At 64.9% G+C, this 26,688-nt stretch carries 20 protein-coding genes and 1 pseudogene; 15 read left to right on the top strand and 6 right to left on the bottom strand.

Features of this window, described 5'->3' with window-relative positions:
* Positions 1 to 130 precede the first annotated feature (130 nt).
* From BDOA9_RS02095 to BDOA9_RS02085, 3 genes are all read left to right on the top strand, one after another.
* Positions 131 to 7,588: a VCBS domain-containing protein gene (locus BDOA9_RS02095; RefSeq protein ID WP_042335421.1), complete on the top strand. Its 7,458-nt coding sequence runs from the start codon at positions 131 to 133 to the stop codon at positions 7,586 to 7,588.
* Positions 7,589 to 7,718: 130 nt separating this feature from the next.
* Positions 7,719 to 9,950, top strand: coding sequence for a CHASE2 domain-containing protein (locus BDOA9_RS02090; RefSeq protein WP_025032294.1), 2,232 nt, complete (start codon positions 7,719 to 7,721; stop codon positions 9,948 to 9,950).
* Positions 9,951 to 10,093: 143 nt separating this feature from the next.
* Positions 10,094 to 10,792, top strand: coding sequence for a nitroreductase (locus tag BDOA9_RS02085; protein WP_025032293.1), 699 nt, complete (start codon positions 10,094 to 10,096; stop codon positions 10,790 to 10,792).
* 101 nt (positions 10,793 to 10,893) lie between these two features.
* Here the strand turns inward: BDOA9_RS02085 and BDOA9_RS02080 are convergent, their stop codons facing one another.
* Together BDOA9_RS02080 and BDOA9_RS02075 are read right to left on the bottom strand one after the other, a co-directional pair.
* Positions 10,894 to 11,442, bottom strand: a complete 549-nt coding sequence (locus tag BDOA9_RS02080) for a sigma-70 family RNA polymerase sigma factor (RefSeq protein ID WP_018316216.1) — start codon at positions 11,440 to 11,442, stop codon at positions 10,894 to 10,896.
* Entirely contained in the window at positions 11,442 to 11,675 is a 234-nt protein-coding gene (locus BDOA9_RS02075) for a NepR family anti-sigma factor (RefSeq protein WP_025032292.1), read from the bottom strand. The genes BDOA9_RS02080 and BDOA9_RS02075 overlap by 1 nt, the downstream gene beginning before the upstream one ends.
* Positions 11,676 to 11,906: 231 nt before the next feature.
* Between BDOA9_RS02075 and BDOA9_RS02070 the strand changes: the two genes are divergently transcribed.
* The 10 genes from BDOA9_RS02070 to BDOA9_RS02025 all read left to right on the top strand — a co-directional run bounded on the left by BDOA9_RS02070 (position 11,907) and on the right by BDOA9_RS02025 (position 21,447).
* Complete coding sequence (locus tag BDOA9_RS02070; RefSeq protein ID WP_025032291.1) at positions 11,907 to 12,713, top strand: response regulator; 807 nt, start codon at positions 11,907 to 11,909, stop codon at positions 12,711 to 12,713.
* 175 nt (positions 12,714 to 12,888) lie between these two features.
* Positions 12,889 to 13,518, top strand: a complete 630-nt coding sequence (locus tag BDOA9_RS02065; RefSeq protein WP_025032290.1) for a nuclear transport factor 2 family protein — start codon at positions 12,889 to 12,891, stop codon at positions 13,516 to 13,518.
* A gap of 232 nt (positions 13,519 to 13,750) precedes the next feature.
* Positions 13,751 to 14,173, top strand: a complete 423-nt coding sequence (locus BDOA9_RS02060) for a hypothetical protein (RefSeq protein WP_025032289.1) — start codon at positions 13,751 to 13,753, stop codon at positions 14,171 to 14,173.
* A gap of 112 nt (positions 14,174 to 14,285) precedes the next feature.
* Positions 14,286 to 16,163 (top strand): molecular chaperone HtpG, encoded by a 1,878-nt coding sequence (gene htpG / locus BDOA9_RS02055; RefSeq protein WP_025032288.1) that lies wholly within the window; start codon positions 14,286 to 14,288, stop codon positions 16,161 to 16,163.
* Positions 16,164 to 16,342: 179 nt separating this feature from the next.
* On the top strand, positions 16,343 to 16,621 hold the full coding sequence (locus BDOA9_RS02050; protein WP_025032287.1) for a DUF3551 domain-containing protein: 279 nt from the start codon (positions 16,343 to 16,345) through the stop codon (positions 16,619 to 16,621).
* Between the two features lie 212 nt (positions 16,622 to 16,833).
* On the top strand, positions 16,834 to 18,639 hold the full coding sequence (locus tag BDOA9_RS02045) for a long-chain-acyl-CoA synthetase (RefSeq protein ID WP_025032286.1): 1,806 nt from the start codon (positions 16,834 to 16,836) through the stop codon (positions 18,637 to 18,639).
* 142 nt (positions 18,640 to 18,781) lie between these two features.
* Complete coding sequence (locus BDOA9_RS02040) at positions 18,782 to 19,027, top strand: acyl carrier protein (protein ID WP_025032285.1); 246 nt, start codon at positions 18,782 to 18,784, stop codon at positions 19,025 to 19,027.
* Complete coding sequence (locus BDOA9_RS02035) at positions 19,014 to 20,396, top strand: class I adenylate-forming enzyme family protein (RefSeq protein WP_025032284.1); 1,383 nt, start codon at positions 19,014 to 19,016, stop codon at positions 20,394 to 20,396. The genes BDOA9_RS02040 and BDOA9_RS02035 overlap by 14 nt, the downstream gene beginning before the upstream one ends.
* Positions 20,389 to 21,111 carry an SDR family NAD(P)-dependent oxidoreductase gene (locus BDOA9_RS02030; RefSeq protein WP_025032283.1) on the top strand — a complete coding sequence of 241 codons (723 nt, stop codon included), beginning with the start codon at positions 20,389 to 20,391 and terminating at the stop codon, positions 21,109 to 21,111. Before BDOA9_RS02035 ends, BDOA9_RS02030 begins: the two co-directional genes overlap by 8 nt.
* A gap of 126 nt (positions 21,112 to 21,237) precedes the next feature.
* Positions 21,238 to 21,447 carry a hypothetical protein gene (locus BDOA9_RS02025; protein ID WP_025032282.1) on the top strand — a complete coding sequence of 70 codons (210 nt, stop codon included), beginning with the start codon at positions 21,238 to 21,240 and terminating at the stop codon, positions 21,445 to 21,447.
* A 9-nt stretch (positions 21,448 to 21,456) separates the two neighbouring features.
* On the opposite strand, the pseudogene BDOA9_RS02020 reads toward BDOA9_RS02025, so the two are convergent.
* Positions 21,457 to 21,911 (bottom strand): annotated as a pseudogene (locus tag BDOA9_RS02020) (hypothetical protein).
* A 144-nt stretch (positions 21,912 to 22,055) separates the two neighbouring features.
* Between BDOA9_RS02020 and BDOA9_RS02015 the strand changes: the two are divergent.
* On the top strand, positions 22,056 to 23,207 hold the full coding sequence (locus BDOA9_RS02015) for a DUF3095 domain-containing protein (RefSeq protein WP_025032280.1): 1,152 nt from the start codon (positions 22,056 to 22,058) through the stop codon (positions 23,205 to 23,207).
* Here the strand turns inward: BDOA9_RS02015 and BDOA9_RS02010 are convergent.
* From BDOA9_RS02010 to BDOA9_RS02000, 3 genes are all read right to left on the bottom strand, one after another.
* Positions 23,204 to 23,638 carry a DUF2147 domain-containing protein gene (locus BDOA9_RS02010; RefSeq protein WP_025032279.1) on the bottom strand — a complete coding sequence of 145 codons (435 nt, stop codon included), beginning with the start codon at positions 23,636 to 23,638 and terminating at the stop codon, positions 23,204 to 23,206. The two genes, BDOA9_RS02015 and BDOA9_RS02010, sit on opposite strands and share 4 nt — an antisense overlap.
* A 95-nt stretch (positions 23,639 to 23,733) precedes the next feature.
* The gene (locus BDOA9_RS02005) at positions 23,734 to 25,119 is read right to left on the bottom strand and encodes an MATE family efflux transporter (protein ID WP_025032278.1); all 1,386 of its coding nucleotides are present in this window, start codon (positions 25,117 to 25,119) and stop codon (positions 23,734 to 23,736) included.
* An 80-nt stretch (positions 25,120 to 25,199) separates the two neighbouring features.
* Positions 25,200 to 25,727, bottom strand: coding sequence for a GNAT family N-acetyltransferase (locus BDOA9_RS02000; protein WP_025032277.1), 528 nt, complete (start codon positions 25,725 to 25,727; stop codon positions 25,200 to 25,202).
* Between the two features lie 246 nt (positions 25,728 to 25,973).
* Here BDOA9_RS02000 and BDOA9_RS01995 point away from each other — a divergent pair, with 246 nt between their 5' ends.
* Positions 25,974 to 26,570, top strand: a complete 597-nt coding sequence (locus BDOA9_RS01995; protein WP_025032276.1) for a superoxide dismutase — start codon at positions 25,974 to 25,976, stop codon at positions 26,568 to 26,570.
* The last annotated feature ends 118 nt before the right edge of the window (positions 26,571 to 26,688 follow it).

The following is a 26,688-nucleotide window of genomic DNA, read 5'->3' as shown; positions in this document are numbered from 1 at the left end:
GCAACGGCTCTTACCGCCAAGTGACGCGTAATCACACAAGCAATAGATGGTTTCGCTAAGGACTTGGTAATGCTAAGCAAGCTTAGGCCATCATTACTTACTTAAATTTTAACCCTTTTACGGTGCCCGGTTGAATTACGCTGGCAAATTTGACGCCGCGACGTCTTTGGACGGCCAGGGTTCCAGCTCGCCCGTCTTTGTCCACGTCGATTCCTTCACTGCCAAGCCCTTCATTGCCAAGGCGCATGGCCATGTGCCCGACGGCGCATTCGTCGTTCCCGACCCCAATCTGATCTTCAACGGCGAGTTCAAGCGTGCCGGGCTCGACCTCGTGCTGTCCCACGACGGTCATGAGTTCGTCGTTCACGATTATTTCAGGGGCGACAAGCGCGCCGCGCTCGCTTCGCCCGACGGCGCCCATCTCAGCGGCGACATCGTCAACGCCCTCACCGGCCACGTCCAGGTCGCCCAGGCCGCGCCCGGGGCCGGTGCGGCCCAGGTCATCGGTCACGTCACCAAGCTCGTGGGCAGTGCGACCGCCATCCGCAACGGCGTCTCGGTCATCCTGAACAACGGCGACAACGTCGAGAAGGGCGACGTGGTCTCGACCGGCGCCGATTCGACGCTCGGCATCACCTTCATCGACGGCACCGTGTTCGGCCTGTCCTCCAATGCGCGGATGGTGCTGAACGAGATGGTCTACGACCCCAACGGGTCGAACAATTCCTCGCTGCTCAGCCTGGTCGCCGGCACCATCACCTTCGTCGCAGGCGAAACCGCCAAGCACGGCGACATGAAGGTCGATACGCCGGTCGCCACCATGGGCATCCGCGGCACGGCGGTGCTGACACAGATCAACTTCGTCGTTCCCGCCGGCGGCGGCGATCCGCAGCCGCAGGCGAGCTTCCAGGTGCTGGTCGAGCCGAACGGCACGACCGGCTCCTACATCCTGTTCGACAAGGTCACGCTGCTGCCGATCGCGACGGTCAACCAGGCCGGCCAGATGATCCAGATCAGCGGCGGCAACGTCTCGATCACCAATGCGCTGATGTCGCCGGACGTGCAGAAGCTGATCACGGACGTGTTCACGCTGAAGTTCACCGACAACACCAACACCAAGCTGACCACGAACTTCACCGATACGATCACGCAGACCAGCGACGGGATCTTGATCAAGACCCCGGCTGGCTACGTCGCGACTGCGGTCTTCACCAACCTCAATCCGCAAGGGCAGGAAGGATCGAGCACTCCCCCGCCGCTCATCACCCGTATTCCCGGCCAGCCGCTGGTGCGGAGCCTCGATTCCAGCGGCAATGTGAAGACGGCCTTCGCGCTGACCGAGCGCGCGGACACCACGGGCGACACGCATGCCGACACGGTCTCCGGCCGGATCACCTTCGTCGATCAAAATCTCGGCGACCGGCCGACGGTGAGCATCAGCCTCGCCGAGGCGCCGAACTACGTCTACAAGAGTGCCGGCCAGCAGGACGTCACCGGCTCGCTCTCCGTGCTCCAGAAGCAGGACATTGCAGCGACGCAGATCCAGATCAGCGTCGTCCCCGATCCCGCCAACAACAACAACGGCTCGGCGGTCTGGACCTACACGATCCCGGACAAGGTCTTCGACTTCCTCGCGGCCGGCGAAACGCTGACGCTGACCTACATGGTCCGCGTCGACACCAATTTCTCGGTGAACCCCGAGTCCAGGTTCATCCCGATCACCATCACGATCACGGGAACGAACGACAAGCCGGTGATCAGCACCAGCGTACCCGTCATCACGTTCGAAGGCGGCACCAGCGTGCCGGGCGGCCCGCTCATCAGTCAGGTGCCGACTTCCGGCACGTTGGACTTTTCCGACGTCGATCTCACCGACAGTCACACGGTATCAGTGGCGCTGACGAGCGCGACCTTGCCGGACGGCACGGTGCCGCCGGGCCCGCTCGAGGCGTTCCAGAGCGCGATGTCGGTTTATATCGCGCAGGGCGCCGACAGCACCGGGGACGGTACCGGCACCATCAACTGGTCGCTGGCCGATCTGCCCGTTTACCTCGCCGACTTCATTCCCGAGGGCGAGGTGCTGACGCTGGTCTACACCGTGACGGTGACAGACGGCAAAGGCGGGACCGCGCAACAGACCATCACCGTCACCATCACCGGCACCGACGGCCCCGCCGTGGTGTGGATCGCGACCGATAAGCCCGGCGTTCCCTCGGGCGGGTTCTGGAAGGATGCGACGAACTGGGCAACCGGCACGGTCCCTACGATCGACGACGATGTCATCGTCATCACCGATCAGTTGCACGGCCTGACGCCGTCCTATCCGGTGATCATCGATACCGCGGCCTATGCCAAGTCGTTGACGATGAACGATTTCGGTGGTCCGCCCCCGAAGGTCATCGTCCAGCACTCGCTGACAATAGCAGGTGCGCTCAACATGAGCGCGGACTCGATCCTCACCAATGCGGCGACCGGCACGATGTCGGTCGGCGGCAAGGCCGAGATTCTGGACATCGCCGTGCTCACCAATGCGGGCCAATTGATGCTCGCGGGTGGCGGCGACTTTGCCGCCGGCACCAGCATCACCAATTCCGGCACGATCGAGCTGTCGGGCGGCACCTTGAAGACGCTGGCCGATATAGCCAATGCCGGCGGTACGCTGAAAGCCGACGGCGGTACGACGCTGATCGTGGATGACGCGGCCATCCATGGCGGCACCGTCACCATTCTCGGTACATTGGAACTCGATGGCACCAGCCTCATCGAGAACGGCACACTGAACAATTCCGGATCGGTCAACGTCCAGGGCACGGTCAGGTTCGCCAACGAGGCGGTCTCCAATGCCTCCGGCGGCACGATCAGGGTCCTGGCGAACGGCTGGCTCACCATCGACCAGGGCTCCAGCGTCGCCAACACCGGCCATGTCACAGTCGACGCCTCGGGCAAGCTGTCGATCAGCGGCGCAACCATCAGCGGCGGCACGATCGATGGCGGCGGCGAGATAGACGTCGCCGGCGCCAGCAAGATCGATGGCGGCGCGACGCTGAGCACGAGTGCCGTGACGATCGGAGGCGGGGTCACGCTGACGCTCGACGATGTCACTGTTGCGGGAGCCGCGATCGCCAGTGGCGGCACCGTCAAGGTCGATGCGGGCAAGACGCTGACGCTGGCCGGCGCCAGCCTGACCGGCGGCGCGCTTGATGTCGCCGGCACGCTGGCTTCGACCGGCATGAGCGCGATCGCCAGTGCGTCCATCACGAACAGCGGCAGCGGAGCAATCTCCGTCGGCGCCGGGTCGACGCTCGAGCTCGCCGATGCGACCATCGAGGGCGGCACGGTGACGATCTCCGGCACGCTGGAATCGACCGGCGTGAACGCCATCGACAACGCCGGTATCAGCATTGACGGTACCGGAGTGATCTCCGTCACCAGCGGCACGCTGACGATCGATCCCGGCTTGCTTCACACCATCACCAATCAGGGCCTAATCGAGGCGGTGACCGGCGGCGTGCTGAAGCTGACGATGGCCACCATCGCCAACGCCGGCGGCATGATCGCAGTCGACGGCGCCTCGAAGCTCTATCTGAGCGACGTCACGATCAATGGCGGCAGCCTGACAAATGCCGGAAATCTCTATAGCGTCTCCGGCTCCAATACGGTCTCGGCCGCGGTCGTCAACACCGGCACCATCGAGGTCCTGGCGGGAACGCTGAATCTCTCGGGCGGCCTCAGTGGCGCCGGCTCCTTGATCATCGACGATGGCGCAACGCTTGAACTCGCAGGAGCGACGGCGCAAACCATCACCTTTGCCGGCGGCACCGACACGCTCCGGCTCGACAAGGTCGTCGGCCAGAGCTTTACCGGCACCATCGCCGGCCAATCGGCGACGGCTGGCACGTTCATCGTCACGGGGGCGGCCGATATCACGACATCGGCCGGCGATGCACTCGACTTCACCGCGTCGGGTGGCGCGTCCGGCGCGCCGGCCGACATCGATCTTACGCCCACCGGCGCACTGACGGGTGCGGCCAACGGGCTCGTCGTCACCCAGAATGGCGTCGGCGATGTCTCGCTGACGGCGACGGGCAACATTACCGGCAGCGCCGGCAACGGCATCTGGCTGCGCGACAGCGCGACGGGCGCCGGCAACATGACGATCAACAATCTCAGCGGCAAGGCGACCGGCAACGGCGCGAGTTCGGTCGGTGTTCTCGTCGAGAACGGAAACGCCGCCAATGGCGGGAAAATCTCGATCACGCAGCTGGGCGGCGCCTCGGGCGGTGCGTTCGGCATCGATGTGGTCACGCTGGGCGACGGCGATATCGCGGTCACCGCCGGCGGCAACGTCGCGGGCAATTCGATCTACGGCATCCGGACGCGCAGCTACGGTTCAGGCAGCACCGCTGTGACGACGGTGGCCGGCAGCGTCATCACCTCGGGCAGCTCGGGCGTCGTCGCCGTCAATCGCGCGGAATCGCTTCCGCTCTCGGATCACAGCTCGATCACCATCACCAACTACGGCACGGTCAATTCCGGCGCGAGCCTCAATCTGAGCGGCAACGCGCCGGCCGGCCTGGAGGCAGGCTACCTCGGTGCGACGACCGGCTCTGCCGCCAATGCCAACGTCTACGGCAACGTCGTCGTCAACAACTACGGCAATGTCACAGCTGCGGGCGGCCACGGCATCCACGCCTACAATTTCGCGATTGGCGACGTCACGGTGAATGGCGGCGCCGGCACCAGTGTCGTCGGCGCGGAGATAGGCATCCTTGCACAGGCGCTGAGCGGGGGGACCGGCGACGTAACCGTCACCCTCGGCGCCAACGCTTCCGTCAAGGGAACGACGAGCTACGGCATCCTCGCCTACAGCATCGACCAGGGCGATGTCAGGGTCACGCTCGCGTCGGGCGATAGCGTCACCTCCGGCAGCTCGGGCATCGTCGCGATCAATTACGCGACGGCGATCGCGAGCAGCCTGGGCAGCACCATCTCCGTCGTGGCGCACGGCACCATCCATTCCGGCTCCACACTGAATGGCGACGGCACCACGCCGGGCGCGATCATTGCCGGCTACAAGCCCGGCGGCAGCGCGAGCTTCTCGAATGCCGTCCACGGCGACGTCACCGTCACGAGCGATGCGAACATCAAAGCGGACCTCGGCTTCGGCATTCAGGCGTTCACCTGGGGTGTCGGGGACGTCACGGTCACGACGGGTGCAACCTCGCAAATCATCGCCGCCGGCACGGCTATCTGGGCCGCCAACTTCGGCGGCGGCGACGTGTCCGTCACCAATGGCGGCTCCGCCAATGGCGCGACCGGTCTGGCGGCTGTGGTCGTCGGCGCGGGCGACATCACGATCGTCAATGACGGCCAGATCAGCAGCACGAGCCTTGCGGGCATCAGCGTCACGCAGAACGCGACCGGTGCGACCGGATCGACGCATATCACCAACACCGGCTCCATAGCGGCCCCGACCGGCCAGGCCGCGATCTTTATCCAGGGAAACGCCACCGGTTCTGCGACGATCGACAACGTCGGTACGATCGGACCTGCCGTCGCCTCGACCGTGACCTCGACCACTTACGCGATCGTCGAGACCGGCGGCGCCATCGCGATCAACAACAGCGGCGCGATCAACGGCAATATCTCGGTCGCGAGCGCGACCTTCAACAACAATGCCGGTGGCATCTGGACGGTCAGCGGCAACAGCGTCTTCGGCAACGTCTCCTCGATCGTCAATGCCGGCCAGATCGATCTGCTCGACGGCGCTTCGATTGTCGTGAACGGGACGGGCATCACCAATTGGAGCGGAATCGACAGCTGGGGCACGACATCGATCACCGGCACCATCACCAACAACCAGCTGATCGAGGTCCATTCCGGCACGCTGACGCTGTTCGGCTCGCTGTCTGGTTCGGGCTCGGTTGAGATCGAAGCCGGCGCGACCCTCGAGATCAAGAACGCGGTGGCGCAGACCGTCACCTTCGGCGGCGCCGGTGCCGAGCTCGAGATCGATACGGCGACTTTCGGCGGCTCGATCGCCGGCTTCGCTGCCAGCGAGAAGATCGACCTGTCGACCATCATCTGGGACAGCGGGACCACGGCCGTCTACAACTCCGCGACCGGCAATCTGGTCGTGAGCGATACGCAAGGTCACAGCATCACGCTCAAGCTGATCGGCGACTACAGCGACTCGCACTTCATCACGAGCAGCGACGGCGCCGGCGGTACCATCGTCGAGATCGCCCCGGTCGATGAATGGACAAATCCTGCCGGTGGCGACTGGAATACGGCGTCGAACTGGAGCCTGGGCGTGCCGGCAGCCAGTTACGACGTGAAGCTGCTGGCCGCAGGCGAACCCTACACCGTCGACAGCGCGACCAACGTCACGATTCACGACCTTACCGTCGACTCTGGCGTGACGCTGCTCACCGAGCCCGGCACCGTCTTCACGGTGACAGGCGACGTCGTCCTCAACGGCTTGATCGAAGCCGGCCCGTTCTCCGAAAACGGCGTTGCGACGATCGACATCGAGGGGAACGTCAGCGGCACGGGATCGATCGAGATTTCGAACAAGGCTGTCGTGGAGATCGGAGGCTCGGTTTCGGGAGAGCTGGTCAACGGCTCGTTCTCGGGCATCGTCGTCTTCTTCGACAACGGATTGGGGACGCTGGTCCTGGACCATGCCAGCCAATTCGACGGGCTGATCTCTGGGTCTCCCTCCGGGGCCCCGCTCTCGTCCAACAATCTGATCGATATCAAGGATCTCGCCTGGACCGCGACGATGTCGGCACAGGCTGCGTACGATCAGGGCTCGAACATCACCACCGTCGATTTCTACAACGGCACCACGACCATCACCCTGTCGTTCCTCGGCAAGGATCTGAACTGGCACCTCGAGAGCGACGGCCAGGGGGGAACGATCGTCTACGATCCGCCGGCCACCACGTCGATGACGATCGAGAGCGGGACTGTGCTGAGCCTCAGCGAGCCTTTCGCGCAGAGCGTGACCTTCGCCAACGCGACCGGAACCACCGGCACGCTCGTGATCGACCACGCTGCCGACTTCACCGGCGTCATCAATGGCTTCGACGGCGACGGCACTCTCGCCAATTCGGACCTCCTGGACCTCAAGGACATCGACTTCTCGGCTCTGAACGGAATTACCTACACGGAAGACCCTGATCATCTCGGTGGCACGCTGACGTTGACCGACGGGATCGATACCGCGAACATCAAGTTCGCGGGGAGCTACACGATCGACAGCTTCCACTTCATGAGCGACGGCAGCGGCGGGACGCTGGTCTTGGATCCGCCGATCGGCCCCACTCTCTTTGGGACTGCCGGACAGGACCAGTTTGCTTTCTCCAACTCGACGCTTCCGGTTCAGAGTACGATCGTCGGTTTCGAGCTGGGCCAGGACAAGATCGACGTGCGGGAATTCGCCAACATCCAGTCCTTCGGCGAGATTGCCATCTCGCAACAGGGGAACGACGCGCTGGTCACGCTCGACGATCACCAGTCGATCCTGCTGAAGAACCTCGTTGCGAGCAGCCTGCACGCCAGCGATTTCATCGTCGCGAACTAGGCCTGACGCGCTTCGCTCGGTTCGAGGCGGCACCTCGTCGGCGGCGGATTCCAGTACCAAAGGCATGGCCGATTGCGTAATATGTCGGCCCAATATCGGCCGAAGGCCGGCTGCGGGAAGCTCGACCAGCATGAAGCGTCTCAAGATCCTGCGGCGGTGGTTTGCGCGGAAGCTCGGCTTTGCGCGGCTGATGTGCCTTGCGCTGCTGGTTCTGTTCGCCGTTGCGCGCCTCTGGGATCCGCCGCCGATCCAGGAATTGCGGCTGCGCACCTTCGACATGTTCCAGCTGATCGATCCCAGGGACAAGAAGGCACGGCCGGTCACCATCGTCGACATCGACGACAAGAGCCTCGCCAAGCTCGGGCAATGGCCGTGGCCGCGTACTCGGATCGCCGATCTGATCCAGAGCATCACCACCAACGGCGCGGTGGCGATCGGCTTCGACGTGGTGTTTTCCGAGCCCGACCGGCTCAATCCGGATCTGGTCGCAGGCCAGATGCGTTATCTCGACGACGCCACGCGCGCCAAGCTGCGCCAGCTGCCGACCAACGACCAGATCCTCGCCGAGGCGATCAAGCGCTCGCGCGTGGTGCTGGGCGAGACGGGCCTGCCCGGCGTCCTGACCGAGCTCGACAAGTCGCTTCCGCTCACGGGCGTGGCGACGGTCGGGGAGGCGGGCGCCGAAGGCTTCCTGTTCGAATTTCCGGGCCTGCTGCGCAACGTGCCCGTGATCGAAATGGCGGCCGCGGGCCGCGGCCTGTTCTCGATCAGACAAGAGCGCGACGGCTTCATCCGCCGCGTGCCGATGGTCATGCGTGCCCAGGGCAACATCATGCCATCGCTCAGCCTCGAGATCCTGCGCATCGTGACGGGCACGCCGACGCTGCTGATCAGGACCGACAAGACCGGCGTGCGGGCCGTGCGCCTCAAGGGCCTCGAAATCCCCACTGACAAGAACGGCCGGTTCTGGGTGCACTACGCCCGCCAGGATCCCTCGATCTACGTCTCCGCCGCCGACGTGCTCGACAACAGCGTGTCGCCGAGCAAGTTCGCCGGCAAGCTGGTGCTGGTCGGGACCTCCGCGGCCGGGCTCAACGACATCAAGACGACGCCGGTGTCCGCGACCATGCCGGGTGTCGAGATCCATGCCCAGGTGCTGGAGAGCGTTCTCAGCGGCGCGGTGATCTCGCAGCCGAACTACGCGCTCGGCGTCGAGCTGATCGCAGCGCTGGTGATCGGCCTGCTGGTCATCATCTTCACGCCGAATCTCGGTCCGGTCCGCCTGGTGCTGGCAGGTGCGACCTTCGCCGCCATCCTGGTCGGCGCGTCCTGGTTCTTCTACGTGCAGTACCGCGAGCTCATCGACTTCACCTATCCGCTGCTGTCGACCACCGCAATCTATCTGACGCTGATCTTCGCCAGCTTCGTGCGCGAGCAGCGGCAGCGCGTGCAGATCCGCGGGCAGTTCGCGCAATACATGTCGCCGGTGCTGGTCGAGCAGCTGGCGCAGTCGCCCGAAAAGCTCGTGCTCGGCGGCGAGGAGCGCGAGATGACGATCATGTTCTCCGACGTGCGCGGCTTCACCACGATCTCGGAGAGCTACAAGCACGATCCGCAAGGGCTGATCGCGCTGATGAACCGCTTCCTGACGCCGCTGACCGACGTCATCATCGAGCGCAAGGGTTACATCGACAAGTACATGGGCGACGCCATCATGGCGTTCTGGAACGCCCCGCTCGACGATGCCGAGCACGAGATCAACGCCTGCGAAGCCGCGATCCGGATGCTCGAGCAGATCGACGAGGTCAACAAGGAGCGCGAGCAGGAGGCCGCCGACGGCGGCCACGTCTACATCCCGCTCAATGTCGGCATCGGTCTCAACACCGGCATCGGCGTGGTCGGCAACATGGGCTCCGACCTGAAAAAGAACTACTCGGTGCTCGGCGACAGCGTGAACCTGGCCTCGCGCCTCGAGGGCCAGTCGAAGGCATACGGTTTTCCGATCATCGTGGGCTCGCGCACCGCGCTCGCCGCCAAGGACAAGTTCGCGATCCTCGAGCTCGACTTCATCATGGTCAAGGGCAAGACCGAGCCGGAAGTGATCTACGCCATCGCCGGCCGCGAGGACGTGATGCATTCGGCCGCGTTCCAGCGCCTGCGCAACGTCACCATCGAGATGCTCGGCTGCTACCGCAGCCGCGACTGGCAGGGCGCGCTGGACGCGATCGAGCGCGGCCGCAAGAGCGAGGACGCCGACACGCTGGAGAAGCTGTTCAAGCTGTACGAGGCGCGGATCAAGGATTTCCAGATCGATCCGCCGCCGGAGGGCTGGACCGGCGCCTATGCGCTGCTGACCAAGTAGTCGTCACCGGTCCCGCAGTGGTCCCGCAGGGTGGGCAAGCCGAAGCATGCCTACCATATGCAGCCGCATCGGGGTAAGTATGGCGGCGGGTACGGCGCCTCGCGCCTTTGCCCAACCAAAAGCAAAAAGGGGCGAGCTGAGTGATGGACGCACAAGTGAAACAGAACGACCGCATCGGCGTACTGGAAGAACTCCTCAACGAGCGCTACTCCGTTCGCGCCTTTCTCCCCAAGGAGGTCGATCGCGCCACCATCGAGCACGTGCTGGCGACCGCGCAGCGCACGGCGTCCTGGTGCAACAGCCAGCCCTGGCAGATCATCATCGCCAGCGGCGAGGCCAAGGAGCGCTTTCGCAAGGCGATCTACGCCGAAGCCTCGAAGGGTCTCGGCGATGACTACGACTTCACGCCGCCGCGCGAATATGCCGGCGTCTATCTCGATCGCCGCCGCGAGAGCGGCTTCCAGCTCTACAATACGCTCGGCATCGCCCGCGGCGACAAGGCCGCCTACGCCAGGCAGGCGCTGGAGAATTACAATTTCTTCGGCGCGCCGCATGTCGCCATCATCCACACCAACGAGCCGCTCGGCATCTACGGCGCGATCGACTGCGGCGCCTATGTCTCCAACTTCATGCTGGCGGCGCAGGCGCTCGGGCTCGGCACCATTCCGCAGGCCGCGCTGGCGCGGCATTCCGGCCTGATCCGCCGCCACTTCGATCTGCCCGACGACCGCCGAATCGTCTGCGGCATCTCGTTCGGCTATGCGGACCATGCGCACAAGGTCAACAGCTACCGCACCTCGCGGGCGAGCGTGGCCGAGACCGCGACCTTCGTGGATGTGTGATCACATGCCGCGAGTCCGGCGCCATCAGCGTCAGGCACGCAGGCGAAGACGGCCGCGGAAACGGCCGTCTTGATCTCGTCCCGTTCGATTGACGCCGGCGGTCAGCCGCCGCTGCCGCCGATCACGGCCCGCACGGTCTCGTCGGGTCCGAAGTCCTCGGCGCCGTCGACGTAGAGCAGCGCGGCGAGCTTCGAGCGGGCGCGGTTCACCCGGCTCTTGATGGTGCCGACCGCGCAGCCGCAGATCGAGGCCGCGTCCTCGTAGGAGAAGCCGGACGCGCCGACCAGGATCAAGGCTTCACGCTGATCCTGCGGAAGCTTGTCGAGAGCGGTGCGAAACTCCTCGAATTCGAGGTGAGCATTCTGCGAAGGCTGGGTCTTCAGCGTCTTGGCGTAATTGCCTTCGGCATCCTCGACCTCGCGCCGCCGCTTGCGGTAGTCGGACCGGAACAGGTTACGCAGGATCGTGAACAGCCAGGCCGGCAGGTTGGAGCCGGGCTGGAACGAGTCGATGTTGGCGAGCGCGCGCAGCAGCGTCTCCTGCACCAAATCGTCGGCGCGGTCCGCATTGCCGCTCAGCGAGATGGCAAAGGCGCGCAGACTGGGCACGGCCGCCAAGATGTCGTTACGCAGGGAGTCCGTGAGAGGCATTAATCCCTCCCATTGTTGTTGTCGTTGGATCCGCCCTCATTTTCCACGTGGGGTGACGCTCCCGGCGCATCAAGCTTCTTGATCAGTTCTGCGAACCGATCCGGAACCCCCTGTCGTACGACATCGTCGTACATGGCGCGCAACTGGTGCCCAATCCGGGACTGAATCTCCGGAGTGAGGCCTCCCTTGCCGGGGGTCGTGCTTCTGCTGGCTTGAGACTTGAGATCTTTCATGACCTGTTCCACGTTTCCCCGAGTTAAGTGACTGTAAAATCGAGAAGTTTTCTCAACCGGGAGCCGTTCCCTGGATAGGCACAATTCCAGCTGCGCCAAAAAGTTCCCAGCTTGGCGGAACTTTTGTTGTGGTGAGGCGTAGACAGCCCAGCAGGGGAACCTGGGCCCCCCGCGTGATGCCTGACCTCAGGATTGGACCTCAAGGTTGGCCCGAAGACGAATGGAGTGGGGATGTCCCGTTCACAGGTAGTTGCTGAACATTTGCCGTTGTTGCGCCGGTACGCGCGGGCCCTGACAGGCAGCCAGGCCTCCGGTGACGCCTATGTCGCCGCCATGTTGGAAGCCATGCTGGGCGATCCGTCGGTGCTCGACGAGAGTCATGGGCCCCGGGCGGGCCTGTTCCGGCTGTTCACCCAGATCTGGAATTCGGTCTCCATCAATGACGATGCCGAGGTGACGACCCTGCCGATGCCGCCGGAACGGCGGCTGTCGAACATCACCCCGCTGCCGCGCCAGGCCTTCCTGCTGCTCTCGCTCGAGGGGTTTTCGGAAGAGGAAGTCGCCTTCGTCCTCGGCACCGACGTCGCCGAGACGCGCCGTCTTGCGGACGCAGCCGGACGCGAGATGGCCGCCGAGATCGCCACCGACGTGCTGATCATCGAGGACGAGACCTTCATCGCCATGGACCTCGAGAGCCTGGTGAAGAATCTCGGCCACAACGTCGTCGGTGTCGCCCGCACCCATGCCGATGCGGTGGCGCTGGCCAAGAACAAGCGGCCGGGCCTGATCCTCGCCGATATCCAGCTTGCCGACGGCTCGTCGGGCCTCGACGCCGTCAACGAGCTGCTGCGCACCTTCGAGGTGCCGGTGGTGTTCATCACCGCCTATCCGGAACGCTTCCTCACCGGCGAGCGTCCCGAGCCGGCGTTCCTGATCTCAAAGCCGTTCCAGCCCGCGATGGTATCGGCGGTGGCGAGCCAGGCCCTGTTCTTCCAGCGTAACTCGCGCAACCGCACGCCCAAAGCGCCGGCGGCGTAAGAAGGCGCCGGCGGCGTAACAAGCTGCTGGCGGCTTGCCCAATAGCGAAATCTGGTCCGGCGTGCCCAAGGCACGCCGGATTTTTTGTGCCGATGGCCCGGTTGACGGGCGCCGAATTCGCCGCTCATAGCTGAAGCAGCTGTGCGTGCGACCACGCCAATCGGAAGATGTGCCCATGGACCCGCAACTGCTCGACCGCCTGGCCATCCGCGACCTCGTCGAGAACTGGGCGGTGTGGCGCGATGCCGGCGACTGGGAGCGCTTCGCCACGGTGTGGCACGAGGAGGGCTGGATGTCCGCCACCTGGTTTCAGGGGCCGGCGCGGGATTTCATGCGGGTCAGCCAGGAGGGGTTTGCCAAGGGGGTGCGCATCCTGCATTTCCTCGGCGGCACCAGCATCGATCTCGCCGGCGCGCGGGCCATCGCGCAGACAAAGATGACGATCTCGCAGCGCGCACTCGTGCACGACGTGCTCTGCGACGTCGTCTGCACCGGCCGCTTCTACGATTTCCTGGAGAAGCGGCAAGACCCATCAGGAATTGGGAAGTGGGGCATCGTTCGCCGCCAGCCGATCTACGAGAAGGACCGGATCGACCCGGTCGATCCCGCCGCGACGCTTCGGCTCGACCAGGAAGCGCTGGCCGCGCTCCCCGAGGGCTACCGCCACCTCGCCTACATGCAGGAGCTGATCGGCTACAAGGTCAAGCGCGACATGCCGGGCCTGACCGGGCCCGAGGTCGAGAAGCTCTATGGCGAGGGACGCAAGTGGCTGGCCGGAAAGGAAGTAGACGCCAGACAAAAGTAAGGCGCGACTGGCATCACCACAGTCGCGCCCTACGTCGCCGGCTTATGGGGCAGGGGGGAATAGCCGGCTGCTGAGACGACTCCTGTCCGCGAAAGTCGTTCCACACGTCGCGAAATATTTTGCCGGTCTATAGCTTCTGTCGCACACGGTTAAGTGATCGTAACCGTCAAGAACCCCCGGTCCGTCGGCTGCGTTGTTCCCGTGATCGCCATGGGGCGAGGGATCGACAGCCATGTCACAGATTCAAAAGGTTTTTTTGAGCGCCATTGCAATCATCGCAACGCTCGGTGCGGTGCAATTGGCTTCCGGCCACGACCTCGCCGACCGCTGGCAGGCGGTTGCCGACCTCCCCAGCCACAGCTCCAACGTCGCCCCGGCGCACAACATCAATCGCGCCGCCAAGGCAGACCGGCTCGCCGAGATCAAGCCGGCAGCCGTTCCCACCCGGACGGTGTCGATGCGGCTGAACGACCTCGCCGATACGTCGGTTCTGCTGCGGGTCCCCGCGGTCATCGAGACCGGCAATGCCAAGACGCCGGCGCTGCTCCAGAACCAGAAGAAGCCTCGCAACAAGCCGACGATTGCCTGCGAGCCGATGGTCAGCTCCCTGACCGAGGTCGCAAGGCTGCTCCAGCCCGGCCGCTGCGTGACCTGATCCGCGCCGCCTTGCGACGGGCCCTGCCGGGCCGGGACTTCACATCCTCTTGATCCGTCGTTGCCCCGCGCTATATCCGGGTTCCTTCCCTTTGATTTGACCGGGTAAGCGCATGACGACGTCAGATGCGGCTGTGCATACGCAGCCTTTCCAGGCCGAAGTTTCCGAACTGCTGCACCTGATGGTGCATTCCGTCTATTCGGAAACCGACATCTTCCTCCGCGAGCTCATCTCCAACGCCTCCGACGCCTGCGACAAGCTTCGCTACGAGGCCATCGCAAATCCCGCCCTGCTGGGCGAAGGCGACGCGCTCAAGATCCGCATCATTCCGAACAAGACGGCCAAGACGCTCACGATCGCCGACAACGGCATCGGCATGGAGCGGCAGGAGCTGATCGACCATCTCGGCACCATCGCCCGCTCCGGCACCAAGGCGTTCGTGTCGAAGCTGAAGGAGGCCAAGGACGGGCTCGGCCTGATCGGCCAGTTCGGCGTCGGCTTCTATTCCGCCTTCATGGTCGCCGAGAAGATCGTCGTGATCAGCCGCCGCGCCGGCGAGAGCGATGTCTGGACCTGGAGCTCCCAAGGCGGCTCCGGCTTCGAGATCGCCCGTGCCAGCGACGAGGAGGCGGTGCGCGTGCCGCGCGGCACCGAGATCGTCCTGCACCTGAAGGACGATGCCAAGAAATATCTCGAAACCTACGAGATCGAGCGCATCGTCACCGCCTATTCGGACAACATCCTGTTTCCGATCGAGCTGGTGCCGGAAGAGGGTGAGCCGCGCCAGATCAATTCGGCAAGCGCGCTGTGGCAGCGCTCCAAATCGGAGCTTTCGGCTGACGACTACAAGAAGGCCTATCAGCAGATCGCCTCCGCCTTCGACGATCCCGCCATGACGCTGCATTACCGCGCGGAAGGGCGCTACTCCTACGCCGTGCTGCTGTTCGCGCCCTCCACCAAGCCGTTCGACCTGTTCGAGCCGAACCGCAAGGGGCGGGTGAAGCTCTACGTCCGGCGCGTCTTCATCACCGATGACGCCGACCTGTTGCCGGGGTACCTGCGCTTCATCCGCGGCGTCGTCGACAGCGAGGATCTTCCGCTCAACATTTCGCGCGAGATGCTCCAGAACAATCCGCAGCTGGCGCAGATCCGCAAAGCCGTGGCGACCCGGGTCGTGTCCGAGCTCGAAAGCCTTGCCGAGAAGGATCCGGAGAATTTTGCCAAGATCTGGGACGCCTTCGGCGCGGTGCTGAAGGAGGGCATCTACGAGGATTTCGAGCGGCGCGAAAAGCTGCTGGCGCTGTCGCGCTTCACCACCACGTCGGGCGAGAAGCGGTCGCTGAAGCAGGTGATCGCCGATTTCAAGCCGAACCAGACCGAGATCTATTATCTCGTCGGCGACAGCATCGAGCGGCTGAAGTCCAATCCGCGGCTGGAAGCTGCGACCGCGCGCGGCATCGAGGTGCTGCTGCTGTCGGATCCCGTCGATGCGTTCTGGACCTCGATGCCATCGGAGTTCGACGGAAAGCCGCTGAAGTCGCTGAGCCAGGGCGAACTCAACCTCGATCTGATCCCCCGGATCGACGAGGCGGACGAGCCGAAGAAGGACGAGCCGGCTGCGGACGAGGCGGCCACCATCGCCGTGATCAAGGCCGCGCTCGGCGAGCGCGTCAGCGACGTCAAGGCCTCGACGCGCCTCACCAGCTCGGCCTCCTGCCTCGTTGCCGACAGCCAAGGCCCGAGCCGCGAGCTCGAGCGCATCCTGTCGCAGCAGAACCGCGGCATGAAGACCAGGCCGATCCTCGAGATCAATTTGCGCCATCCGCTGGTCACCGCGGTCAGCAAGGCGCAGGCCGGCTCTAAGGTCGTCGACGATCTCAGCCTGCTCCTGCTCGAACAGGCACAGATCCTGGACGGCGAATTGCCGGAGGACCCGGCAGCATTCGCGGCAAGGCTGAACCGGCTGGTGTTGCAGGGGCTGGGCGGCTAGCGCCACCTCGCAGCATCGTTCCGACCGGGCTTGACCCGTTTTGTCACTTGCGGGGCGCGCATCGCTTCTGGCGGCGTTGCGCGTCCCACTCACCTTGACGTCAATTGGCCCGAGGAACAGTCGCGGACGACGACATGTTGTGCCATATCAAGAGACGTCGCCATTCCGAGGATTTCCCCATGCGCTTGCCATTCCTTACCCTCACCGCGATCTTCACGCTGCTGGGCGCGGCGGATGCCAGTGCGCAACGATACGATCCGGCCTATCCCGTCTGCATGCACCGCTACGTCGGTGGCGGCCCTGGTGGCGGAGGCAGCGACTATTTCGACTGCTCGTTCACCTCGTTGGAGCAGTGCCGCGCCACGGCGTCGGGCCTTGCCGCGACCTGCGACCTCAATCCCTATTACGCCTTCAACGAATCGCCGCCGCCGCGCCGGCGTCCCAAGAAGGTGCACTGAGGCGCAGCGGGACCAAAGCCCGGACTTCTGCATTCATCGCTCTTTCGACCTGATCTCACCCGTCGGCGCGCTGCCGGCGGGTGCGGCTTGGCTGCGCGCTGCCGATTACGGTTAATCGCGGCCCTGACCGGGTTTTACCTTGTCTCTTAACGCCTGGGTCAGGGCGCGCGGGCTAAGCTGCCGGAAACCGCAGACCGTCCGAAAGAGTGAACATGACCACCGGCGTCATCGAGCAGCCGAAAGCCGCGCGCGCACCGTCGGCTTCCAAGATCTGGTTGAGGGCGATCGAGCTCACCGCGCGAATCGAAACGCTGCCGGGCCGTCTGTTCGCCGACGTCATCGACGACTGGGCGCAGCGCCAGCCGAGCCGCGTCGCTCTGGTGGCCGATGAGGCAAGCCTCGATTACGAAGGCCTGTCGAAGAGGGTCAATCGCTACGCGCGCTGGGCCCGCTCGGTCGGCCTCGCCAAGGGCGACACCGTCGCGCTGATCATGCCGAACGGCATCGACTATGTCGCGGCCTGGCTCGGCATCAGCCGTGTCGGCTGCGTGGTCGCACTGATCAACACCAAGCTCGTCGGGCAATCGCTCGCGCACTGCCTCGATGTCGCAAGGCCGGCGCATGTCATCGTTGCGCACGACCTAACGGGAATGCTGGACGGCGCGGCGCCTTACCACGAGACGGATGCCAAAGTCTGGACGCATGGCGATAGTCGCGGCGAATGTGCGATCGACGCCGCTCTTGCCGTGCTCGACGGCGGCCCGCTCGCGCCGGAGGAGCATGGCGACGTCACCATCGACGATCGTGCGTTGCTGATCTACACCTCCGGCACCACCGGCCTGCCGAAAGCGGCCAGCATCAGCCACCGCCGCATCCTCAATTGGGGCTTCTGGTTCGCCGGCCTCACCGGCGCGACGCCGCAGGATCGGCTCTACGATTGTCTGCCGCTGTTCCATTCGGTCGGCGGCATCGTCGCGCCGTGCAGCATGCTGGCCGCCGGCGGCTCGGTGGTGATTGCGGAAAAATTCTCGGCCTCGCATTTCTGGTCCGACATCGTCCGGCACGATTGCACGCTGTTTCAATATATCGGCGAGCTCTGCCGTTATCTGCTCAAGGCAGCGCCGTCGGAATACGAGAACCGGCATCGCCTGCGGCTCGCCTGCGGCAACGGCCTGCGCGGCGATATCTGGGAGGATTTCCAGGCGCGCTTTTCCATTCCGCGCATCCTCGAATTCTATGCAGCCACCGAAGGCAATTTCTCGCTGTTCAACGTCGAGGGCCAGCCGGGTGCGATCGGTCGTATCCCGCCGCTGCTCGCGCACCGCTTTCCTGCCAGCCTGGTCAAGCTCGACCCCGATAGCGGCGCGCCGCTGCGCAATTCCGAGGGCTTCTGCATCGCCTGCAGCCGCGGCGAGGCCGGCGAAGCCATCGGCCGCATCGGCACCGCGGATGAAGGCGGTGGGCGCTTCGAGGGCTACACCGATGCCGGGGAGACCGAGAAGAAGGTCCTGCGCGACGTCTTCGCCAAGGGCGATGCCTGGTTCCGCACCGGCGATCTGATGCGGATGGACGACAAGGGCTTCTTCCATTTCGTCGACCGTATCGGCGACACGTTCCGCTGGAAGGGCGAGAATGTCGCGACCTCGGAGGTGAACGACGCCGTGCGCGATTTCACCGGCGTGGTCGATGCCACCACCTATGGCGTCAGCATTCCCGGCGCCGACGGCCGGGCCGGCATGAGCGCGATCGTCGTGAACGAGGGCTTTGACATCACCGCGCTGCCCGCCCATCTGGCGCAGCGCCTGCCGGTCTACGCCCGCCCGCTCTTCATCCGCATCTCGCACGAGCTCGATGCCACCGAGACCTTCAAGCAGAAGAAGGGCGAGCTCGCCCGCGAGGGATTTGACCCGGCCACGATCTCCGATCCGCTGTTCATGCTCGACCCGACGTCCGGCGCCTACGTTCCGCTGGACGAGGCGACCTATGCGGCAATCTCGGGCGGCACGATCAGGCTGTAGAGCAACCAAAATCGAGAGATAGGTCCAATTTTATCTGAATTGTCCAAGAAGCCATTTACTTCTGTCGGGTAAACAGGCCGCCATGGGAGGCGGTCAGCAAGAGCCGCCGCAACACGAATTGATAATGAAAAGCGAGCCAGCCATGTCGGTAAGGTCAAAGGTCATCGAAGCCATCCAGCAGATCGCCAAGGAGCAGCACGTCACGCTTCCCGTCCTGTCGGACGATCTGTCCCTGCACGAGACGGGCTTCGACTCGCTCGCCTTCGCGATTCTGGTCGCGCGCCTCGAGGACGAGACCGGCGTCGACCCCTTCACCATTTCCGAGGACGCAGCGTTCCCCGCCACCGTGGGCGATTTCGTGCGGGCCTACGAAAATGTCCCCGCGTGAGATCTTTGCGCTTCGCGACCATCTCGGCGCGGAGCTGAAAGGCCGCACCATCTCCGATGCGCACGATGTCGTGTCGCTGACCGACATCCTGTCGCACACGGTTCTGGGCGGCCGGCTGCACGAATTGTCCGGCCGCGCCGTGCTGCTCAAGCTGTCGGACCAGCTCCGGTCCGGCCTTGCCATGATCGAGCTCGACGGCATCGCCCGCCGCATGCTGCTGTGTCCGCCGGACCTCAATCCGGCGCATCTCGACGCATTGATTGCGGACGCCGGGATCGATGCGGTGGTGACCGACGAGCCCGATCGCTGGGCTGCTTCCGGCGTGTCGCTGGTCGTCACCGCACAATTGCCGCTGCAGGCCACCGCGCCGGCCAGGACCGAGCGCGCCACCGAATGGCTGATGCTCACCTCGGGCACCTCGGGCGTGCCGAAGATCGCCGGCCATACGCTGGAAGCGCTGACCGGCGCGATCGTCGCCGAAGGCCCATCGCGTGGTCCGGCGCCGGTGTGGGCGACGTTCTACGACATCCGCCGCTATGGCGGCCTGCAGATCTTTCTCCGCGCCATCCTCTCCGGCGGCTCGTTGGTGCTGTCCGATCCCCATGAGGCGCTGGCCGATCACGTCGCGCGGCTGATGGCGCGCAATGTCTCGCATATCTCCGGCACGCCCTCGCACTGGCGCAAGCTCCTGATGAGCGGCTCGGCGGCGCAGTTCGCCCCGGCTTACGTCCGCCTCTCCGGCGAGATCGCCGACCAGGCCGTGCTCGACGGCCTGAAGGCGGCATTCCCCCATGCCTCCGTCGGCCATGCCTATGCCTCGACCGAGGCCGGCGTCGGCTTCGCCGTCAATGACGGCCTGGAAGGCTTTCCGGCCGCCTATCTCGGCAACCGCAACGGCGTCGAGATGAAAGTCGTCGACGGCTCGCTGCGCATCCGCTCGGCGCGCACGGCCCATGCCTATATCGGCCGCAACGCCTCCGCGCTCACCGACGACGACGGGTTCGTCGACAGCGGCGACATCGTCGAGCTGCGCGGCGACCGCTATTATTTCGTCGGCCGCCGCGGCGGCATCATCAATATCGGTGGGCTGAAGGTCCACCCCGAGGAGATCGAGGCGGTGATCAACCGCCATCCCGACGTGCGGATGTCGCGCGCGAAGTCGCGCAAGAGCCCGATCACCGGCGGCATCGTCGTCGCGGACGTGATCCTGGCTGAGGGCACCGATCCGGCGCGCGCGAAAGAGATCCGCGACCAGATCCTGGCTCTGTGCCGCGCCCAGCTCGCATCCCACAAGGTGCCGGCGGTGCTCCGCTTCGTCGAGGCGCTCGACGTCACCCCGGCCGGAAAACTGGCGCGCACCGATGCATAACGTTCTCGTCACCGGCGGCAGCCGCGGCATCGGGCTCGCGATCGGCAAGCGCCTGGTCGCCGCCGGCTTCAACGTCATCGCGGCGGCGCGGCGCGAAAGCGACGAGCTCAAGGCGGCCATCGCTGCCGCGGACGGGCGCCTGCATTTCCGCGCCTGCGATCTTGCCGTGATCGATGCGATTCCGGCCTTCGCAAAGCTCGTCCGCGACGAATTCGGCCCGATCTACGGTCTCGTCAACAATGCCGGTCTCGGCACCGAAGGCCTGCTCGCTACCATGCACAATACCGAGATCGAGGCGCTGGTGCAGCTCAACGTGCTGTCGCCGATCATCCTCACCAAATATGTGGCCCGGCAGATGATGGCCGACGGCACCGGGCGCATCATCAACATCTCCTCGATCATCGCGACGACAGGCTATAATGGTCTGTCCGTCTACGGCGCGACCAAGGCGGCCGCGACCGGCTTCACCCGCTCGCTCGCGCGCGAGGTCGGCAAGCTCGGCATCACGGTGAATGCGATCGCGCCCGGCTTCATCGACACCGAGCTCACCCACAATCTCTCCGAGGAGGGCCGCAAGCGCATCGCCAGTCGCAGCGCGCTGCGCCGGCTGCCGGAGACGGATGACGTCGCGCGCATGGTGGAATACCTTCTGGGCGACGGCGGCCGCAACGTCACCGGCACCGTGTTCACCGTCGATGCCGGGAACACGGCGTAGGCGGAACCCGGCTGCCACAATTGCGTTGATCGGGCGCAATGACAGCGAGCCGGATTTGGTCGTAAGATGCCCCGCAATCGATTGAGTTACGACAATCGATCTGCCCTAATTGAAGGGGAGCAGTCGATGGCCGCTTCAAACATGACCGCTTCAAGTCGGGCCCTGACGGAGCCGGTGCGCGTGAAGCCGGACGAGGTTCGCTGTCCGCCGATGTCGCATCAGAATTCCGGCGATCACGGCCACGAGGCGTATCCGCAGCAATTCGTGCGTCTGGTCGGCTGCCACGACGTCCCTGCATCTCGGCTGCGCAAGCGGCAGGACGAGAAGCTGCATTAGTCTAACGACTCACGGCCGCTGCTTCGGCAGGTCCTTACGTTCGTGTGAAAATTCCGGCGGTCCTTCGGTGAGACGGCGGATGCGGCGCTCGCGCTCGTCTGCAGGCAATGCAGGATCGAGCAGCGACTCGATCTCATGCACTGCGATCTCTTCGATCTTGGTGGCGTCCGATGCGATCGGGTGCGCTGGCGCAGAGACCGGGAGCGCCGTCTTCAAGCCCAGCTCGATCAGCTGGCAGATCGCATCCGAGCGGGTCAAGCGGTGAGCTTCAGCCCAGGCATCGACGGCCTCCGTCAACCGTTCCGGCATCTTGACAGCACTGATCGGCTCGACGCCGGTGCGTCTGCGGACCGAAGAGGCGGAGTCCTTGCTGCTGAAGTCGGACACCTCGATTTTCCCATGCAACCCCTTGAAGCCGACCGACGATAGCCGCTCTCCCCGGGCGGTCGTTTGATGCCGATCAATGATCCCGCCCCGGCATTGCAATGCGGCCGCATCTTGTTGTCCGGGCCGGTTTCGGCCAATGATCAAAACGGGGCGCCGGCCCGCGAACCCGGATCGATCCCGCCGCGTATCTTGCTTCGTAGTCCAACCATCCGGCAATTGCGATGAGCTCAGGCGAGCCCTTCTATGGCGGCATTCCCGTCTTCCGAGGCTTCACCAGCCTGATGGACCCTGCGCTCTATGCGCCGCTGCCGGACGACTGGAGCGTCGGTGTTGCCGATATCGTCGATTCGACCAAGGCGATCGCGGCGCAGCGCTACAAGGCCGTGAACATGGCCGGCGCCGCCGTGATCGCAGCGGTGACCAATGCGCTGCAAGGGCGGGAATTTCCCTTCGTGTTCGGCGGCGACGGCGCCAGCTTCGCGGTGGCGCCTGACGATGTCGAACTTGCCCGCGAGGCGCTGGCTGCGACCGCGACCTGGGTGCGGGAAGACCTCGATCTGACCATGCGCATCGCCTTGGTGCCGGTCAGCGCCATTCGCGCACAGGGCCTCGACGTGCGCGTCGCCCGGTTCGGGCCGTCGGCCAACCTGTCCTATGCGATGTTCTCGGGTGGCGGGCTCGCCTGGGCGGACGCCGCGATGAAGCGCGGCGAATTCGCCGTCGAGGAGGCGCCCGCCGGCACGCAGCCGGACCTCTCGGGCCTGTCGTGCCGTTTCGAGGTGATGCCGGCGGCGCGCGGCCTGATCCTGTCGGTGCTGGTGATGCCAGCGCGCGGCGTCGATCAGGTGGCCTTCCGCAAGGTGATCGAGGACATCATCCATCTCGTCGAGCGCAGCCCGGACGGCGGCCGCCCGGTGCCGGCGCAGGGGCCGCCGCTGAAATGGCCGCCGCAGGGCGTGGAATTCGAGGCCCGCACCAGGCGCGGGGGGCCGCTGCTCGCGCGCAGAGCCAGCGTGCTGGCCTATACGCTGTTCGCCTATCTCATCATGCGCTTCGACATCAAGATCGGCGGCTTCGTGCCCAGCCTCTACAAGCGCCAGGTGGTCGAGAACTCGGACTTCCGCAAATATGACGACGGCCTGCGCATGATTCTGGACTGCACGCCGCAGCTCGCGCGCGCGTTGAGCGATCGTCTGGCGGCCGCCGCGCGCGAGGGCAGCGTGCGCTACGGCCTCTACCAGCAGGACGCTGCGATGATGACCTGCTTCGCGCCGTCGGCGCTGCGCAGCGATCACGTCCATTTCATCGACGGCGCGCGCGGCGGCTATGCCTCGGCGGCGACGGCGTTGAAGGCGATGATGGCAGCGGGTTAGCGCCCCGCGCGCGTCCAGGTCTCGCCGCCGCAGAGCGCGCCGACGCAGCCTTCGACCCGCAGCGCGTCCGCGCCAGTCAGGCTGATGCTGCTCGCATAAGTGCCGCCGTCGTCGGCATTGTAGATCTGGCCCGCCCATTTGCCCGGTCCCGCCGGCTCCATGCCGCTGAACAATGGCAGGCCGATCATCGGACGCCTAGCGAGCGCGGGATTGGGATTCTTGCTGTCGGTGGCGGGCTGGCCGGTTGTGGTGTCCATGGGCTCGCGCAGCCAGACGATGTGGCCGCAGATGCCGCCGCCGCATTTGCCGATCTTGACCCGCGCGTCGCCCGCCTGGGTGAGCCAGGTCCCTTCGGCGCTCTGCGCATGGGCGGAAGGCGCACCGATCAGCGCAGCCAGAATGACGGTGAGAGCGGCGAATCTGAATGTCATGGAGAGGAGCCCTGGAATGGAGGCGCCTCCATAGCAGCAAATCGAGCGCGTGCAACGCCCGATGGAATCACATTTCTGAGCTTATCTGCCTGCGATCATTTGCCCCAACGCGCGAAAGCGACCGAGGCGGCGGTCGAGAGCCCGAACACGACCATGGCGCCGCCGACCAGCGCGAACAGGGTCCAGGCCGGCGCCTGCGCGGTCATCAGTCCGATGCCGCCGATCGCGACGATCAGAAGCCGTGCCGTGGAGGCGAGCACGGGACCGCCGACGCGTGCGGCGCCTTGCGAGGAGAAGTAAAGCGACACGCCGATGCCGAAGAACACGAAAGCCGGACCTGCCCAGTGGAAATAGCTGTGCGCGGCGGCGGTGACGCCGGGATCGCGCGTGAACAGCCCGACCCACAGCGACGGCGCGAGCGCAACGATGAGGCCGATCAGGCCGACCGTGAGTCCGGAGGCCGCAGCCGCGGTCCAGGCCACGCGCCGCGCGCGCTTCACGTGTCCGGCACCGATCGCCATGCCGACCATCGGCACCGAGGCGATGCCGAAGGCGAAGGTGATCGGGATCAGCAGAAATTCCAGCCGCGAGCCGATGCCGTAGCCGGCCAGCATCTCGGTGCCGAAGGTCGCGAGGATTTTCGTGAAGATCAGGATGGTGAGCACGGTCTGCAGCGGCGACAGGCAGGCCACCGCGCCCACTTTGAGAATGTCCAGGAACATCGCGCGCTCGAAATGGAAAGCGCGAAGATCGAGCGGCAACCGGCTGCGGCCGGACAGGAGATACCAAAGCAAGAACAGCGCGGCGCAGCTGAACGCGATCAGCTGACCGCTCGCCACGCCCGGCATGCCGAATTGCGGAACGCCGAACAGGCCGAGCCCCAGCGTGCCGCCGAGCACGATCTGGAGCACGCTCGCTCCGATCAGAATCATCGAAGGCAGGCGCATGTCGCCGGTGCCGCGGATCACCGAGGCCAGCGTGTTGACCAGCCAGATCGCGACCGCGCCGGAGAATAGCACCTGCGAATAACCGCTGGCCTCCTCGAGCACGCGCTCGCGTCCGCCGAGCAGCGCGAAGAAGGAGCGGCCGAAGGCGAGCATCGTCACTGTGAAGAACAGTCCGCCGCAAAGACCGATGATGGCGGCATGCAGCGCCAGCGTCGCGGCGCGGTCGCGATCCCCTGCGCCGAGCGCGCGGCTGATCGCGGAGGAGACGCCGCCGCCCATCGCACCGGCGCTCATCATCTGCGTCAGCATCGCGAACGGAAACACCAGCGCGATCGCCGCGAGCGGAATGGTGCCGAGCCGGCCGATATAGGAGGTCTCGGCCACTGCAACGAGCGTGCTGCCCACCATCGCGATCATGTTGGGGATCGCAAGCCGCAGCAGCGTCGGCAGGATCGGCGCGGTCAGGAGGCTGGCGATGGGGGAGGCGACCGGCGCAACCGGCGGGACGGCATCCAAAGGGGCGTCGATCGTCATGTTCACCGGGCGGAATTAAATGATGACCGACATATTATAAGAGAACGAGGCGGCGGGCGCAGCCCTGGCTCACGCAGGGCTCACCACGGCAGGCCGCATAGGTCGATGGTGCCCAGCGTCGGCGCGCGCACGATGTTGAAGACGTAGGGCGCCATGTAGGTGAACCGGATCCGCCCCTGTGGCTGCTCGCAATAGACCTCGCCATTGAAGGGCAGCCAGCTCCGGGCCGCGTAGAAGGCGGCGTTGTGCGGCTCGCAGACCAGCAGCGCGAAACGGACCGCCTCGTTGGCGCGGATCGTATGCACCGCTGCCTCGATCGCCGTGGTTGCATAGCCACGGCCGCGCTGGTCTTCCCGCGTGCAGACGCCGCCGATGCCGCCGACGTGAACCTTCTGTCCGTTCCAGGTGATGGTGCGGAAGTAGATGCCGACATGGCAGACGAGACCGTCCTCGGGTGTCTCGATCAGCACGCGGAGGTCGGCATTGGCCCATTTGACGTGAGCCCAGGGCTTGCCCGCGATCAATTGCGGTCCCCAGACCGCCTGATGCAGCGGCTCGGCAATCGGCCATGAGGCGTCGCCGTTCAATATGTCGATCTCGATGCTCATCGCGTGGTCCTTCACAGCTCCGCTTCGCGGCGCGTTTGTTCTGTCTTAAGCGCTTCAAAGGCAATGATATTTTACGACAAACCGCAGGTCTGATCGACGCCGGCCGGTTGCGGCGAATTTGTGCATTCAGTCAGGGCGCGTTCGCGTCACGCCTTTTCGCAAATTCTGAGGTATTTAATGGCGGCGGAACCTTCTATAAGGGGTGACCGTTAGAACTCGTTCCCCACCAGTTGCGGACAAGAAGCCATGACCTTTACGCTGCCCCCACTTCCTTACGCCTATGACGCCCTCGGCCAGTACATGTCGAAGGAGACGCTGGAATATCACCACGACAAGCATCATCAGGCCTACGTCACCAACGGCAACAACGCGCTCAAGGGGACCGAATGGGAAGGCAAGTCCCTTGAAGAGATCGTCAAGGGCTCGTTCGGCAAGAACCCCGCGGTGTTCAACAACGCCGGCCAGCACTACAACCACATCCACTTCTGGAACTGGATGAAGCCCAATGGCGGCGGCACCAAGCTGCCGGGCAAGATCGAGAAGAAGATCAACGAGGACCTCGGCGGCTTCGAGAAGTTCAAGGCGGACTTCCAGGCGGCCGGCGTCGGCCAGTTCGGCTCCGGCTGGGCCTGGCTCCAGGTCAAGAACGGCAAGCTCGAGATCTCCAAGACCCCGAACGGCGAGAATCCGCTGGTGCACGGCGCCACCCCGATCCTCGGCGTCGACGTCTGGGAGCACTCCTACTACATCGACTATCGCAACCGCCGCCCCGATTATCTCAAGGCCTTCGTCGAGAACCTCGTGAACTGGGAATACGTGGAGTCCCTGTTCGAGAAGGCGTGACGATGTCATTCCGGGGCGCGCGAAGCGCGAGCCCGGAATCCATTTGTCCGCTCGGGTGACCCCCGATGGATTCCGGGCTCGGCGCTGACGCGCCGCCCCGGAATGACGGAAACAAAGG

The organism is Bradyrhizobium sp. DOA9 (assembly GCF_000617845.2).
Classification (GTDB): domain Bacteria; phylum Pseudomonadota; class Alphaproteobacteria; order Rhizobiales; family Xanthobacteraceae; genus Bradyrhizobium.
The sequence above is the reverse complement of the archived record's forward strand: the minus strand, read 5'-3'. Positions and strand labels throughout refer to the sequence as shown.

What these genes read in the sequence shown, in the direction of transcription:
- BDOA9_RS02090 (WP_025032294.1), top strand. Translation starts at nt 7,719, where the DNA reads ATGAAGCGTCTCAAGATCCTGCGGCGGTGGTTTGCGCGGAAGCTCGGC.
- BDOA9_RS02085 (WP_025032293.1), top strand. Translation starts at nt 10,094, where the DNA reads ATGGACGCACAAGTGAAACAGAACGACCGCATCGGCGTACTGGAAGAA.
- BDOA9_RS02080 (WP_018316216.1), bottom strand. Translation starts at nt 11,442, where the DNA reads ATGCCTCTCACGGACTCCCTGCGTAACGACATCTTGGCGGCCGTGCCC.
- BDOA9_RS02075 (WP_025032292.1), bottom strand. Translation starts at nt 11,675, where the DNA reads ATGAAAGATCTCAAGTCTCAAGCCAGCAGAAGCACGACCCCCGGCAAG.
- BDOA9_RS02070 (WP_025032291.1), top strand. Translation starts at nt 11,907, where the DNA reads ATGTCCCGTTCACAGGTAGTTGCTGAACATTTGCCGTTGTTGCGCCGG.
- BDOA9_RS02065 (WP_025032290.1), top strand. Translation starts at nt 12,889, where the DNA reads ATGGACCCGCAACTGCTCGACCGCCTGGCCATCCGCGACCTCGTCGAG.
- BDOA9_RS02060 (WP_025032289.1), top strand. Translation starts at nt 13,751, where the DNA reads ATGTCACAGATTCAAAAGGTTTTTTTGAGCGCCATTGCAATCATCGCA.
- htpG (WP_025032288.1), top strand. Translation starts at nt 14,286, where the DNA reads ATGACGACGTCAGATGCGGCTGTGCATACGCAGCCTTTCCAGGCCGAA.
- BDOA9_RS02050 (WP_025032287.1), top strand. Translation starts at nt 16,343, where the DNA reads ATGCGCTTGCCATTCCTTACCCTCACCGCGATCTTCACGCTGCTGGGC.
- BDOA9_RS02045 (WP_025032286.1), top strand. Translation starts at nt 16,834, where the DNA reads ATGACCACCGGCGTCATCGAGCAGCCGAAAGCCGCGCGCGCACCGTCG.
- BDOA9_RS02040 (WP_025032285.1), top strand. Translation starts at nt 18,782, where the DNA reads ATGTCGGTAAGGTCAAAGGTCATCGAAGCCATCCAGCAGATCGCCAAG.
- BDOA9_RS02035 (WP_025032284.1), top strand. Translation starts at nt 19,014, where the DNA reads ATGTCCCCGCGTGAGATCTTTGCGCTTCGCGACCATCTCGGCGCGGAG.
- BDOA9_RS02030 (WP_025032283.1), top strand. Translation starts at nt 20,389, where the DNA reads ATGCATAACGTTCTCGTCACCGGCGGCAGCCGCGGCATCGGGCTCGCG.
- BDOA9_RS02025 (WP_025032282.1), top strand. Translation starts at nt 21,238, where the DNA reads ATGGCCGCTTCAAACATGACCGCTTCAAGTCGGGCCCTGACGGAGCCG.
- BDOA9_RS02015 (WP_025032280.1), top strand. Translation starts at nt 22,056, where the DNA reads ATGAGCTCAGGCGAGCCCTTCTATGGCGGCATTCCCGTCTTCCGAGGC.
- BDOA9_RS02010 (WP_025032279.1), bottom strand. Translation starts at nt 23,638, where the DNA reads ATGACATTCAGATTCGCCGCTCTCACCGTCATTCTGGCTGCGCTGATC.
- BDOA9_RS02005 (WP_025032278.1), bottom strand. Translation starts at nt 25,119, where the DNA reads ATGACGATCGACGCCCCTTTGGATGCCGTCCCGCCGGTTGCGCCGGTC.
- BDOA9_RS02000 (WP_025032277.1), bottom strand. Translation starts at nt 25,727, where the DNA reads ATGAGCATCGAGATCGACATATTGAACGGCGACGCCTCATGGCCGATT.
- BDOA9_RS01995 (WP_025032276.1), top strand. Translation starts at nt 25,974, where the DNA reads ATGACCTTTACGCTGCCCCCACTTCCTTACGCCTATGACGCCCTCGGC.